Raw genomic sequence first — 14104 nt, forward strand, 5'->3', positions numbered from 1 at the left:
CTCCGTCCGCGCGGGCTGAAGCGCTGCTGCGCCGCCACCCGTTACCGCTGGAGTCCCCCGCCTTGATTGCTTGCAGCGCTGCTGCGCCGCCGCAAAAATTCGACAAGCGTAATTTTGACCCGGTATCATCCGGGAAAACCCGAACCTGCCGGACACGCTGCGCCACCCTTTGCAGCGCGTTTGGCTTGCCTGTTCGCGTGTTATTGCCCGTCGTCGGACGGGGCTTCCAGCCGGTGATCCCGGCACGGCAGCCTCATTCGACGATACGAAGGTGGCGGGCTCGCATGCCCGCCCTGTCGCAATCGGCCAAAAGCCGGTGGCGGCCATTTAGCCTGGATATCATCGATCATGATTGCTGCCGCGTTTTCGCGCGTCGCCGACCGCCTGCTGGTTGCGGACCCGGGACTCGTGCGTCTCCATACCGCGCTACGCGTTGCGCTTGCCTGCCTGCTAACCGGCATTGCCAGCATCGCGTGGACCGTCTTTCGTCACCAACCGATTACCCTCGCCGCACCCGGCATCCTCTTTGCGATGGTGGCGCCGCTGTTCGTCCGCGATGCGCGGCGGCCGGCGTGGTTCGGCACAGTGTTCTGTCTTTATCTCTGCGCGTGCGTGTGCTTTGCCGCAGCGGGCGTCCTGAGCCGTTATCCGCTGGCTGGCGATGCGGGCTTCCTGGTCGTGATGTTCGTCGGCATGCTGGTCCAGGCCTGCGGGCCGCGTGCGCTGGGCTGCGCGATGCTGGGCGTCGTGTGCTTCTATCTTGGGCTGTACCTGCATCCCTCGTCCTTGCACGTTGTGCAGTCGCTGTTGCTGTCCGCATTCGGCCCGCTGATGGTCGCGCTGGTCGGCCGTGTCATCGTGCCGATGCGGGCGGCTGCCAGCTTCCGGCTTGCTATTCATACGGTGACGTTGCGCGCATCGCGTGTGCTCGCCGCGCCGAGCGCGGTGCATCTGTCGGCGCTGAACGAAGCCGCGCTCTCGCTTGAAGAACAGTTGGCGTTATTGAATCCGCCCGATGCCGAGAGGATTCGTGAGCGGATTGTCGAAGTGGAAGTCGCGGCGGGGCAGCATGCGTTTGCTTCAGCGCCGGCACACGGCAGCGCACAAGCGAGTGCGGACGTGCTGCGTCACGCGATTGCCCGGCTCAAAGAGCTCGCGCATCGGGGCCATGCGCGACACGCTTCACCTTTTTCCGCAGGCAGTGCAGGCGCTCAGTCGATGGCGCGATGGTTTGCCGATTTGCGCACCAAGCTCTGCTGGCTGCCCGCCACGCGCGCCACGACGGCAGCTTTTCTCGCGATGCTGATCGGTCACTCGCTGTCTCCTGAGCGCTGGTTCTGGGCAGTCATCACGACGTTCGTGGTGTTTCTCGGCACGCGGTCACGCGCTGATACGGTTTATCGCGGCGCGCAGCGCCTCGCCGGGACGCTGGCGGGCGCGCTAGTCAGCGTGTTGCTGGTCGCGCCGCTGCACGACTCGCCCGTGCTGCTCGTGGCTGCGATGGTGCTGTGCGTGTTCGGTTGGGCTTACTACATCCTGAGTGCGTATGCGCCGGGGGTGTTTTTCATTACCGTGCTCGTCGGGCTCGTGTATGGCGAGTTGGGTTTCGCGATGGGGCCGCTGGTTGAGTTGCGGATCGAGGAAGTGCTGGTCGGTTGCCTCGTGTCGTTTGCGATCGCGATTTTGATGATGCCGCTTGCGGCGACTCGGCATGTCGAGGCGAGGCTTGGGTCTGTGCTTGGCGCACTACGCGAGGTAGTACGGCTCGCAGGCGCCACCGCTCAAGCGCCCGGGACAGCGCCAGCCATGCGCAAGCTCGATCGCGCCTGGCATGATTTGCGGATCGCGTTGAAACCGCTGCAGACGCAGCGGGTGGTGGTGTGGAATCCCGGCGTTGAACTTGCTACCGGTTCGTTGCTGTGTTGTTTGCACTGGGCGCGGGTGTTGACTGATCCTTCGCGGCGCGGCGCGTCGTCGGAAGATGTGGCGCTCAATGCTGCCGATGTGGGCGCTGCGCATGTGGAATCGATCGTTGCGCGGCTGGATTCGTTGATCGCGCGGTATAGCGGTGACGTGGCACGCGCTGCGCGTGACGGTTTGGATAAGCGTGTGTCGGTGACTGCTGCCGTTGACGTCGATCCGGCAAAAACACCGGCACTCGCTCAGCTAGATGGCGCGGTCGCGCAGTTGTTTGATCGGCTGACGCAGCCGGTTGTCAAAACGCGGAGCGTCTTCAATTGGGCGCTTAGGGGTAGGAGCGCGTAAGCGGCGATGGGGTCTTGGTTTTGTCCGCCTACGGCGTTTGGGGGATGGTTGCTGTGGTGAACTTGTCCACAGAAAATGTTCGCAAGCCTGTGGATAACACCCCCACAACAACCCCAACTGATTGATCCACTTAACTTCCTAAGCGCTGCACGCCGCGCGCAGAACAACGCCGTCCATCACCCCGCAGCGATCTCGAACCACGCACCATGTGTGCGATCACGATCGAGCACACGCGACTCCGCATTACCGTCGGCGCGCAGCGCAACACCCAACACCCCTTCCCCACGCGTGGCGAGTTGCCGGCGCAACGCCGCGCCTTCGGTGGTGACGCTCGCCGCGTCGACACGCACGGGGCTCAACAACACAACAGACGCATCGCCAACCGACACCGTCGCCGACACTGCCCCTAGCCCCGGCAAAGCCACCGCCCGCGTCTCCTGCTCACTCGCACCGAGCAACGCCCGATACCGCTGCACACTCACCTTCAGATCCTCCACGGCGACCGTCAAACTCGACACCCCTCGCACGCCGTTCGCGTGTTCACGCACCGCGCCTTCAGCCACACGCAGATCACGCGGCGTGATATCCCCGCACAGGAATGGCAAATCGCTGGTCTGCGGCCGGCCGGTCTGCCACTCGAGTCGCGCGCCGTCCGGACGTATACGCCCGCCCGCCTGCGGACCGTCGTATCGCAATCCGCGCCCATGCGCGGCATCGATCACGGCGCCCACGCTCGACGGCAACAACGCGTAATCGACAAAGCCATCGCCATGACGCTGCCCCACGTCCCACCAACGACGCTGCGGCGCCGCCTGCAAGAACGCGATCAGCTCGATGTAGCTGCCATCGGCAAAACCGATCAGCGCGTTGTGCGTCACGCCATCGGCATGGGTGCCGCCTTGCTGCACGGTGAAACCGAGCGCCGTGAAATCTTCAATGGTCTGCGCCAAGTCGTGGACGCGAATCACGATGTGATCGAGTAAAAGGCTCATGGCTCAAATGTCGTGGATGTCGTGGATGTCGCGGATGTCGCGGATGTCGCGGATGATCGGATAGTTCGACGGACGTTGGGATGCCTACTTCTGCACAACCGTCGCCTTGCTCTCAAGCAACGCCCACTTGTCGTTCTTCACCACCACGTTGATGTTTTTCACGCCGATCACGCGACGCGTCGCCGGATCGAAATTGGCCTTGCCGAACACGACGCTCGGAATGTCATGCAGCTTCGGCAGCGCATCGCGCACGGCCTTGCGGTCAGGGCCACCAGCGCGCAGCGCGTAAGCGGCGATGATGACAGCGTCGTACGCATAGGCGTTGAACGCGTCCGGCTCGCGGTGATATTTCGCTTCGAAGCGTTTGACGAAGCTTTGCACCTCAGGCCCGGATTCGCCGGGGAAGAAGCTGGTGTTGGTCGCCACGCCGTTGACGGCATCGCCGCCGAGTTCGAGAAATTTCGGCGAATACACGGAGCTGGCCGCGGCGATCGGCAGGTTGATGCCGCTCGTCCGTGCCTGGCGAGCAATCTGCGCGCCGTCGGAGTAGTACGAGATCAGCACGATGCCATCGGGGTTGGCAGCGCTCACCCGCACCAACGTCGCGCGGAAATCTTTCTCGGCCGGCTGATAGCCTTCAGCCGCAACGACTTGCGCGCCGCGTTCATTGGCGGCTTTGACGAAGACGTCTTTGCTGGTGCGTCCCCAGTCGGTGTTCAGATAGAGCACGGCGATGCGTTTGAGGCCGAGCGTTTTCACGGCGAGATCAGCGAGCAGCGGCTGGGCGTCGGCCTGACTGACCGAGGGGCTCCAGATGTAGTCGCCGCCTTTGGTGAAGTCAGGATGCGAGTTGGTGAAGCCGAGTTGCACGAGGCCGGCATGCTGGTAAATCGGCGAGGCGGCCATCGAAGCCGGACTGGAAAAGTCGCCGAGTTCGATCAGGATGCGCGGGTCGCTGACGAATTTCTGCGCGATCGTGATGGATTGGCGCGGGTCGCTCTGGCTGTCCTCGAAGACGTAGTTCAGCGGGCGGCCGTTGATGCCGTTGTGGCTGTTGATCTCATCCAATGCGAGATCGAAGCCAGCCTTCCATTGAGCGCCGTACTGAGCGTTCTGGCCGGTCAGCGGGCCGCTGACGCCTATCAGGATCGGATCGCCCGAAGGGGGTGCTGCTGTGGCCGCTGTTGTCGTCGTTATTACCGATGCGGCGAGCAGCAAAAGTGCGGTGAAGTGAGTGGCCCATGATGGGCGCAGGCTTGATGGGTTCGACATGGCTCCAGGCTCGGTTTGCTTGAGATTGGAGTGAGTGTCGGATTTGCCTCGGCTTCGGGCAACCAAGCGATTCGCATATCGTTATGCAGCTGTGGAACTTGTCCACAGAAAATGTTCATAGGGTTGTTGATAACAACGGGGCTACGCACCTAAGTGCTTGACGCAGATCGGATTGTTGCTTGCGGTGCCGGTGGATGCAGCGATGCTCGCCCACGCAGTTCGCGAGGACGGGCGCATTGCGGAGGCGCGGCTTATCCACAGTTTTTGTTCGCAAGGCTGTGGATAACATTCTGGCAAACGCGCCAAGTACTTGATGCAGTTGGCTTCTCTTACGCTGCACGTCGGCGCGGCCGCTTTCGCGGTCGCGCCTTTAGCGTCAAAGAGTAAGCGGCTTCGCCGCGGCCTTTACGGCCGCGCCTCTTACATCAAAGATAAGCGGACTTCGCCGCGCTGCGGCCCGCGGGAGTCAGCAATTTACTCTGCTCAACCATCGCGCCAAACAGCAGCCCAATGGTCGTCCACATAATCACCTGCATTCCGATTGCCGCGACGCGGAACTTCCACAACAGCACCGCCGGGAAGGCCGCCGGCACTTCGTTGATCGTCGGCATCGACAGCTGCACGGCAGCAATGATCACGACAAACACCACACCGGCTACGATCGAGCCATTCCACGCGCCCAGCTTCAGCGCCGCGCGCCGCCGCACCTTCAGCGAAAACACCAGCGCGGCTAGCGAGATCGCAATCATCAGGAAGAACAAGCCGGTGCGCATCCCGATCGTCTCAGGGTCGCCCACCGAAGGTGGATTCGCCGGATATTTGACGTTAGGGACGATCACCAGCGCGATAAACGCGCCAAGCGCCAGCCATGCCGACAACGCGCGCGCACTCAACGCGCCGACCCGACCGTACGCATACGCGAACACCAGTGCGAACAGGCCACCGAACGCGGCGCCATACGTCACCACGCCCGTCAACAATCCCAAGCCCGATTGCGTGTCGCGGCTCACCAGTTCGGGTTCGGGCGCTTCGCCTTTGGCGGCGTCGGCCCTTTCCTCGAAAGAGATCGCCTGATCGACCTGCGGCTCGCCCACCAATCTGGCGAAGCCGAACGTGAGCAATCCCGCGGCGATGCCTGCAAGCATCCCGCGTACCAACAATTTACCAACCATGTTCGACTCCGTTAGTGGCAGGGAAAGCCGAGCAGATGGCGGCCGTCGTGCACGAATTCATGCACATACATGCCAGGCACCAGCGACGTGGCGCCTTCTTCCGCACCAACGAAATAAATCGCGAGCAACAGCAGCAAGCCGCCGAACACGACCCAAGGCAGCAGTTCACGCAGTGGAATCGGCGTAGGTTGGGCGACGGGCTGCGTCGCGGCATCGAAAACAGCGTTGGTCATAATGGACATCTCCTGGGGGTAACGCGCCCCGATAGTCGATTGAAGAGGGATGGTGCGAAGCTCAGGTCTGGCTTTCGGCTCGTGAATGCCGATTACAGTGGCGCGACCGCGCCGGGCTCTCACCGGCTTCCGTGCTTCGCAGTGTCGCTATTCTACGCGCTAAACTTTGGCTCCCGGCAACGCAAAAAGCATGCGTCACAAGCGTCCCGCTTTAGTCTGGCCACAATGGAAATGAACTGAATGGACACACGGCTGTTACTGATCAGCCACGCATCGACCGCGGCGATGCGCGCCGGCCGCTTCCCCGCCGACGATCCGCTCGACGCACGCGGCCTCGCCGAAGCAGGCGCCGCGTGCGCGCCTCTGTCGATTCCGGACAACGCGGCAATTTTCGTCAGCCCTGCCGTCTGCGCGCGTGATACGGCGTCGGCCTTGGGCGTGGCTGCAACGGTCCACGAGGGACTGGCGGATATGGACTACGGCCTGTGGCGTGGCCGCCGCCTCGCCGATCTCGCCGTTGAAGCGCCGCAAGAGCTCGCCGCATGGACACACGATCCCGACGCTGCCGCGCATGGCGGCGAGTCATTTACTCAACTCGTAAAGCGGGTGGGGCAGTGGCTCGACGCGTTAGACAATGCGTTGAGCGAAGAACCGCGCAATGCGCAAAATATTGTGGCCATCACGCACGCGCCGGTAATCAGAGCCGTCATCGTTCATGCGCTCGGGGCGTCGCCGGCCGTGTTTCCGCGCATCGAGATCGCACCGCTCGCGATGGTCGAGTTGCGACGCTCGCGACGCGGCTGGGCATGGTGGCCGGCATCACAGTAACGGCGGCCGCAATGTCTGCCGTGCGCGGACCGCCGAGTCGAAACTCATGTCATACGCGGAGGCAAAAATCCCCTTTGCATCATGCCCGATGCCGTCGATCACAAACGTTCGATGCCTCCGTGGCAGACACCGCACCGTCACGCAGATTCGAGCTCGCCTCGCTCATTGCTCGCATCCTTTGGTGTCGAACATCGCCGACAATGCGCAAACGGACGTCAGCATGCGCGCGCCATCGTGGCCGACGCCCGGCACGATATGCAAGCTCTGCTTCAAGCCTTCCGGATGACGCGACTGGATGTACCGGTAGTACGCCTCTGCGCGCGCGAAGCGCTGCGGACCTTGCGCTTCGGCGGCACAGCTTCTATCGAGCGCGCTTTGCTGCGGATCGGTGTCCGCGCCGCCGACCAGGTAGTCGATCCGGCGCGACGCATAGGTCGCTTCGAGTTGCGCGGGCGAGCGGTCGTCGAGGTACGGCGGCCGATTGTCCATGCCGTATTTCCACTGATTGAAGTCAGCGCATTGCGCGGCGTCGAACGGCGCCGCGACACCTTGCGCGTTCGGCCGTTGCGCATCGAAGTACGCATACGTTGATGGGTTCGCCACCACGTAGCGCACGTCGATGCCTTCACGGGTCAGGGCGTCGATGTTACGCGCCGCCACAGCATAGCGCTGCACAACTTGCCCACCACCCGAATGCCCTGCGACCACCACATGCTGCAGATTCGGAAACAGCTTGCGATCCGCGAGGCGCGTAACAATCGCGTCGAGTACCGCGTACGAGCTGATGGGCAGCGGCCCTCGCGCCGCTTCGCCGCCCATCCACGCGTCGCCCTTCCAGCGCAGCAGATCGGCCGGTTCGTTATGCACGCGCGTGTCGAGCGTGGCAAGGAATTGCGGCGCGATCAGGAGCGTGCTGTCGGTATCCGCATGCGCGGCGTCGCGTGCATTCTGCGCGGTGCGGAAGTACACGTCCGCGTTGCGCAACTTGCCGTGAATCACGATTACTGCACGCGTCACCTGCGGTTGCGCGACGTTCCAATCCTTCGACAGATACAGCGGAAATTCAGCTTGCCCTTGCGGCGTGTCGATCGCGAACCGTGTATCCGAGATCGTCGCTACCGGTTTCAGATGGGACTCGTCGGGATGCACCGCGAATGCCGGTTGCGTGAGCGATACCAGCATGGCGGCGCCGGCTGCCGCGCACCCGATCGCCAGACGTCGTGAAAGATTGAATGTCATGCAGCTTGCTCCTGATCACTGTGCACTGTCTTGAACGCGGCGCATCGTCAAATCCGTCGTTGATAAACTCAAAAACCCAGAACTGGTGAAGCGCCGCGAAAAGCCCGCGTAACGCGCGCCGCCCAACGACGCAGGCAAACGGCGACCGCGGGCATACAAATTGCATCCACAGCGTACCGGCAAAGAAATCAGTCCACTAATTGACGCCAACCCGCTCGCCATGTCAAACAGACCTGCCGCCGGCACACCGGCCCGCCTTTCCAGCGGAATAGAAGGAATCGACAATGTCCTCGGCGGCGGCTTAACGCCGCACCGCATGTACCTTGTCGAAGGTGCCCCCGGCACAGGCAAAACTACCCTCGCGTTGCAATTCTTACTCCAAGGCGTGCACGAAGGCCAGGCGGGTCTATACATCACGCTGTCAGAAACCCGCGACGAGTTGATCTCAGTAGCGGACAGCCACGGCTGGGACCTCAGCAATTTCAGCATCCTCGAACTCCTGTCCGACGAAGGCCTCGACCCGCAATACGAACAAACCGTGCTGCACCCGGCCGAAGTCGAACTCGGCGAGACCGTACGCAACGTCATCGAGCAGGTCAACGCGCTCAAGCCCACGCGCATCGTGCTCGACAGCCTCTCCGAATTGCGTCTGTTGTCGCAGAACCCGTTGCGCTATCGCCGGCAGATTCTCGCGCTCAAGCGCTATTTCGCCACCCGCGAATGCACGGTGCTCCTGCTCGACGACAATACGTCGGACCCCGGCGATATCCAGCTGCACAGCATCGCGCACGGCGTGCTCAGCCTCGACAACCTCGTGCACGACTACGGCGGCAACCGGCGGCGCATGCGCGTCGCCAAGATGCGCGGCATCAAGTTCCGCGAGGGCTATCACGACTTCACCCTCGACACCGGCGGCATCCATGTCTATCCGCGCCTCGTTGCAGCGGAGCATCATACGGAATTCAATGCGGCAGTGCTCAGTACCGGCACGACTGGCCTTGACGCGCTGCTCGGCGGCGGATTGATCCCGGGCACCAATGCGCTGATAATCGGCCCGTCCGGCGTCGGCAAAACCACCACTGTGGTGTCGTGCCTGATCGCCGCGCTGGAACGTGGCGAGCGCTGCGTCTACTACGTGTTCGACGAGACCCTCACCACGCTGATGATCCGTTGCGCGACGCTCGGCATGCATCTGGCGCCGCACGTCGAGAGCGGTCTGCTGACGCTGCGCCAGATCGATCCGGCCGAGATTTCGCCCGGCGAATTCGCGAGCGACGTGCGCAAATCAGTCGAGAAGCAGGGCTGCAAGTACGTCGCCATCGACAGTCTGAATGCCTATCTCCAGGCGATGCCCGGCGAGCGCTATCTGCTGCTGCAGATGCACGAACTCCTCGGCTATCTGAACCAGCAAGGTATCGTCACGATGCTCGTGCTGGGCCAGCACGGCATCATCGGCGATGTGCAGAACGACATCGACATCAGCTATCTCAGCGACGTCGTCGTCCTGTTCCGCTATTTCGAGCACCACGGCGAAGTGTTGACCGCCGTGACTGCCGTGAAGAGCCGCGCAAACGCCCACGAGCGCTCGATCCGTCAGTTCCGGCTTGGCAGCGGCGGCGTGGAAGTCGGTGAAGCGCTGCGGGACTTCGAGGGCGTGCTCTCCGGCCTGCCGTCCTACCGCGGCGGCACCGCCCTGCTCGGTTCAGCGGAGCGCGTCATCGACACGTCGACGCGATAACGTCATGGAGCAACGCGTCCTTATTCTTGCACCGTTTGGCCGCGACGCCGATGTGATTGCCGAGGTCCTGCACAAGGACGACCGCGAATGCGTTGCTTGCCGCGACGCCGACGCGCTCACCGAAACGCTGGATGCCGGGGCGGGCAGCGCGCTGATCGCCGAAGAGGCGCTCGCGAACGGCCATGCATCGCGCCTGTTCGGCTGGCTCGAACAACAGCCGGCGTGGTCCGACTTCCCCTTTATTCTGCTTGCGGCCAATCGCGTCGGGCACCGTTCGGCACGCAGCCTCGAAGTGCTCGAACGGCTCGGCAACGTGGTGGTGCTCGAGCGGCCGCTGAACTCGGAGACGCTGCGGCGCGCGGTGGGGTCCTCGCTGCGGGCGCGCGCGCGGCAGTACGAATCGCGCCGCCATCTGGCCGAACTAATGGAGGCGCAAGAAGCGCTGGTGCAACTCAACGATTCGCTCGAGAGCCGCATCGCCGAGCGCACGCATGAACTCGCTTCCGCCAACAACCGGCTGATGATGGAGATTCACGAGCGCGCCAAAGTGCAGGCGGTGCTGGTGCAGTCGCAGAAGATGGAAGCGCTCGGGCAACTCACCGGCGGCATTGCGCACGACTTCAACAATCTGCTGAACGTCATCATGGTCAACTCGGAGCTGATCGCGCGGGTCGGCAGCGACGATCGCATTCGCGCAATGGCCGCAAGCGTCAAACGCGCGACCGAGCGAGGCGCGAAACTGACCGGCCAGTTGCTGACCTTCTCGCGCAACAGCAATCTCGATCTCAAAGCGGTGGACGTGGTCGCTTTGCTGCACGGCATGCGCGACATCGTCACCGTGTCGCTCGGTTCGAGCATCCATTACGTCAACGAATCCGATTGCGAAGAGATGTGGACCGAGGCCGATGCCAATCAGCTCGAGCTAGCCATCCTCAATCTGGCGATCAACGCTCGCGACGCGATGCCTGGCGGCGGCCAACTGGGCATTCACGTGAAGGAGCGCATAGCCCCCGATGAAACCCTCGAACCCGGCCGGTATGTCGTGGTCGAAGTCGCCGACACCGGCTCGGGCGTGTCCCGCGATATCGTCTCGCGCGTGTTCGATCCGTTCTTCACGACCAAGCCAATCGGCAAGGGCACGGGCCTCGGCTTGAGCCAGGTCTACGGCATTGCGCGGCAAGCCGGCGGCACCGCGCGCCTCTTCAGCGAGGAAGGCGTCGGCACCACGGTGGAGATCTGGCTGCCGTTGCGCGAGCGCGTGACGCCACAAACCGAAGCGGTATTCGATGTGGAAGAGAACGCGGTCGGCGTACAACGCGTGCTGGTGGTCGAAGACGACGGCGAGGTGCGCGCGATGCTGGTCGATTGTCTGAGGAGGCTCGGCTACACCGTAACCGAAGCGGCGGATGGACGGGCCGGGCTGAACCGTTTGAAGGACGACAACCCCGACTTACTGATGGTCGACTTCGCGATGCCGGGGATGAACGGCATCGACGTCATCGCCGAGGCTCGCAAGATGCGCGAGGATCTGCCGGTGATCCTCGCGACGGGTTACGCGGACGTGGATATTTCGGGCCTCGCCGTCAAGCGCTGCACGATCTTGCGCAAACCATTCCAGCTCGACGATCTGGCGCGTACCGTACGGCTCGGCCTCGTGGCCTGAAAAGGGACCGCAGGGCGCCTCGGAGAAGTTGTCACATTACGGCGGCAAGCTGCTGCCGAGTACGTCTTTACAAAAATCTCCAATTCAATAGTTTGCTAACGAATATTTAGGCAATACAATATCGGCCATGTCGAATCTCGATGCCTTGCGCCGCACCGTTAGCAGCACCCTGGTCGTCGCTGCCAGAAAATGGCGGCGCACGAGCCATGGCGTGCTCGCGGCCTTCAACGTCTCAGAAGCGTGCGCCACCCCGCTACTGACCGCCAGCCGGCTTGGCGAAGCGGTGCGGCAGGTCACGCTGGCCGATCACATCGGTATTGAAGGGCCCTCGCTCGTGCGGCTGCTCGATCAACTATGCGCCGCCGGCCTGATGCGCCGCGACGAAGATCCCGAAGACCGGCGCGCCAAGACCGTGGTGCTCACCGATGAAGGCCGCGCCGTCACCGCGAAAATGGAAGAAGAACTCAATACGCTGCGGGCGCAAGCTTTGAAAGGCATCTCGCGCAGCGATCTCGAAGCGACCTTGCGGGTGCTGGCCGCTTTCACGGCCGACGCAGCTGCACCGCACAACGCCGGGGATTCCGAGTAACGGTTTATGGTCTATCCCTCCATCCGCGACTGGCTGTTCTCCGTCAAGACGTTTGCCGCGGCGATGATCGCGCTCTACATCGGTCTCTCGCTCGAATTGCCGCGGCCGTACTGGGCGATGGCCACCGTCTACATCGTGTCGAATCCGTTTGTCGGCGCGACCCGCTCCAAGGCGCTTTATCGTGCGCTCGGCACCGCGCTCGGCGCGTCCGCGGCCGTGTTGCTGGTGCCGCCGTTTGTCGAATCGCCGTATCTGTTCAGCGTGATCGTCGCGTTGTGGACCGGCACGCTGCTGTATCTGGCGGTGGCTGACCGCACCGCGCGCAGCTACGTGTTCATGCTGGCGGCCTACACCATGCCGATCATCGCCCTGCCTTCGGTAACGAATCCAGGCGGCGTGTTCGATCTGGCGATCAGCCGCACCGAAGAGATCACGCTTGGCATCGTATGCGCGAGCATCGTCGGCAGTTCGCTGTTTCCTAGCCGGCTTGCGCCCACCATCATCGAGCGGACCGACGCGTGGTTTCGCGACGCCGCGTTCTATGCGACCGAAACGCTGTCCGGACGCATTGCCAGCGCGGCGATCTCGGGGGCTCGCCAGCGGATCGCGGGCACCGTCAACGGCTTGGAGTTGCTGCTCAGCCAGCTTGCCTACGACCATACCCGGCCGGACATCCTGGCGCGCGCTTATGAGTTGCGCGGGCGCATGCAGTTGCTGCTGCCGATGATGTCGGCGCTGGCCGATCCGTTGATCGCCCTCTACAACAGCGGTCGGCAGACATGGCCCGAGGGGCTCGAAGCGTTGCTCAACGACGTCACCAAGTGGTTCAATGCGCCGCTTCCCGCAGCCAGCGGGGGCCATCACCCCGACGCGGCAGCCAATGCATTACGCGAGCGTATCGCCGCCATGCAGCCAACGCCGGCCGCGCTGGCGAACTGGGACGGCGCGCTGCTTTCGAACGCGCTGTGGCGCTTGAAACAGGTCATCGATGTATGGCAAGACTGCCGCTCGCTGCGCATCATCATCACGCGCGAAGAAGGCTCGTGGCGGCCACGTTTTCGTCACTGGCGGCTGGGCGGCACCGAACGGTTTTTCGACCGCGGCATCATGCTGTTTTCGACGGTTTCGGCAGGCGCTGCAGTGGTCATCGCGTGCAGTCTGTGGATCAGCTCAGGCTGGGCGGACGGCGCCAGTGCGGTGACGCTGGCGGCGGTCGCCTGCTGCTTCTTTGCCGCGCTCGACGAACCCGCGCCCATGGTGTTCAAGTTCTTCGTCGCGACGGCGATCGCCGTGGTGGCCGCCGGCATCTATCTGTTCGTCGTGCTGCCACACGTGCATGACTTCCCGATGCTGGTCATCCTGTTCGCTGCGCCGTTCATCCTCGTCGGCACGCTGATTCCGCGTCCGCAGTTCAACATGGTGACGGTGCTCGTGGCCGTCAATACCGCCACCTTCATCAGCATTCAGGACGCCTACTCGGCCGACTTCCTGATCTTCCTGAACAGCAATCTCGCGGGCCTCGCAGGCTTGCTGTATGCCTATCTGTGGACCCGCGTGACGCGGCCGTTCGGCGCTGAACTCGCAGCCTCCCGGCTGTTGCGCTCGAGCTGGGCGGACGTGGCGCTGACCGCGTCCACACGGACCATCGAAGACCCGCGCAATCTCGCCGCGCGCATGCTCGACCGCCTGATGCAGCTGATCCCGCGCCTGGCCGCCACGGACGACCATCGCCATCCGTCGATCGAAAGCTTCCGCGATCTGCGCATCGCCTTCAACGCGCTCGATCTGCGCCGCCTGACCGCCAAGCTCGGCGGCGAAGCGCCGGCCGCGATCGCTCATGTCCTCGAAGACGTGTGCCAATACTTCGAAACGTGCATCGACCAGCGCGCGCGCCAACCGGTGCCGGAGAGCCTGATGTCCTCGATCGACGCTGCCGTGGCGCGCGTCACGGCGCAAGGGCTCGCCCATGCCGAAGCGCCGAGCGCGACCTCGCAAACCTCGGCGCGCCGGCTACGCGAGGCGTTACACGCGCTGGTCGGCTTGCGTCTTTCGCTGTTTCCGGCCACGCTGATGACACCCACGCCGCCCGAACCGGAGGCTGCAGCCTGATGCG

At 63.3% G+C, this 14104-nt stretch carries 11 protein-coding genes and 1 riboswitch; of the genes, 6 read left to right on the forward strand and 5 right to left on the reverse strand.

Features of this window, described 5'->3' with window-relative positions; genetic code table 11:
• Nucleotides 1-348 precede the first annotated feature (348 nt).
• Nucleotides 349-2265, forward strand: coding sequence for an FUSC family protein (locus HHL24_RS37895; protein WP_169490431.1), 1917 nt, complete (start codon nt 349-351; stop codon nt 2263-2265).
• Between the two features lie 176 nt (nt 2266-2441).
• Here the strand turns inward: HHL24_RS37895 and HHL24_RS37900 are convergent, their stop codons facing one another.
• From HHL24_RS37900 to HHL24_RS37915, 4 genes are all read right to left on the reverse strand, one after another.
• On the reverse strand, nt 2442-3257 hold the full coding sequence (locus tag HHL24_RS37900; RefSeq protein WP_169490432.1) for a VOC family protein: 816 nt from the start codon (nt 3255-3257) through the stop codon (nt 2442-2444).
• An 84-nt stretch (nt 3258-3341) separates the two neighbouring features.
• A complete protein-coding gene (locus HHL24_RS37905) occupies nt 3342-4529 on the reverse strand; it encodes an ABC transporter substrate-binding protein (RefSeq protein WP_169490433.1) in 1188 nt (395 codons plus the stop codon).
• A gap of 425 nt (nt 4530-4954) precedes the next feature.
• A complete protein-coding gene (locus HHL24_RS37910) occupies nt 4955-5701 on the reverse strand; it encodes a CbtA family protein (RefSeq protein WP_169490434.1) in 747 nt (248 codons plus the stop codon).
• An 11-nt stretch (nt 5702-5712) separates the two neighbouring features.
• Nucleotides 5713-5934 carry a CbtB domain-containing protein gene (locus HHL24_RS37915; RefSeq protein WP_169490435.1) on the reverse strand — a complete coding sequence of 74 codons (222 nt, stop codon included), beginning with the start codon at nt 5932-5934 and terminating at the stop codon, nt 5713-5715.
• A 53-nt stretch (nt 5935-5987) separates the two neighbouring features.
• Nucleotides 5988-6075, reverse strand: a riboswitch (adenosylcobalamin (AdoCbl) riboswitch).
• Nucleotides 6076-6174: 99 nt separating this feature from the next.
• On the opposite strand from HHL24_RS37915, the gene HHL24_RS37920 reads away from it, so the two are divergent.
• The gene (locus HHL24_RS37920; RefSeq protein ID WP_169490436.1) at nt 6175-6762 is read left to right on the forward strand and encodes a histidine phosphatase family protein; all 588 of its coding nucleotides are present in this window, start codon (nt 6175-6177) and stop codon (nt 6760-6762) included.
• Between the two features lie 162 nt (nt 6763-6924).
• Here HHL24_RS37920 and HHL24_RS37925 read toward each other — a convergent pair whose 3' ends face one another.
• Complete coding sequence (locus HHL24_RS37925; RefSeq protein ID WP_169490437.1) at nt 6925-8001, reverse strand: alpha/beta hydrolase; 1077 nt, start codon at nt 7999-8001, stop codon at nt 6925-6927.
• A gap of 220 nt (nt 8002-8221) precedes the next feature.
• Between HHL24_RS37925 and HHL24_RS37930 the strand changes: the two genes are divergently transcribed.
• From HHL24_RS37930 to HHL24_RS37945, 4 genes are all read left to right on the forward strand, one after another.
• Nucleotides 8222-9739 (forward strand): ATPase domain-containing protein, encoded by a 1518-nt coding sequence (locus tag HHL24_RS37930; RefSeq protein WP_169490438.1) that lies wholly within the window; start codon nt 8222-8224, stop codon nt 9737-9739.
• Nucleotides 9740-9743: 4 nt separating this feature from the next.
• Nucleotides 9744-11402, forward strand: coding sequence for a response regulator (locus HHL24_RS37935; RefSeq protein WP_169490439.1), 1659 nt, complete (start codon nt 9744-9746; stop codon nt 11400-11402).
• A gap of 127 nt (nt 11403-11529) precedes the next feature.
• Entirely contained in the window at nt 11530-11991 is a 462-nt protein-coding gene (locus HHL24_RS37940) for a MarR family winged helix-turn-helix transcriptional regulator (RefSeq protein WP_169490440.1), read from the forward strand.
• A 6-nt stretch (nt 11992-11997) separates the two neighbouring features.
• Complete coding sequence (locus HHL24_RS37945) at nt 11998-14100, forward strand: FUSC family protein (protein WP_169490441.1); 2103 nt, start codon at nt 11998-12000, stop codon at nt 14098-14100.
• Nucleotides 14101-14104: the final 4 nt, after the last annotated feature.

The sequence above is a fragment of the Paraburkholderia polaris genome, assembly GCF_012927345.1.
Lineage (GTDB): Bacteria > Pseudomonadota > Gammaproteobacteria > Burkholderiales > Burkholderiaceae > Paraburkholderia > Paraburkholderia polaris.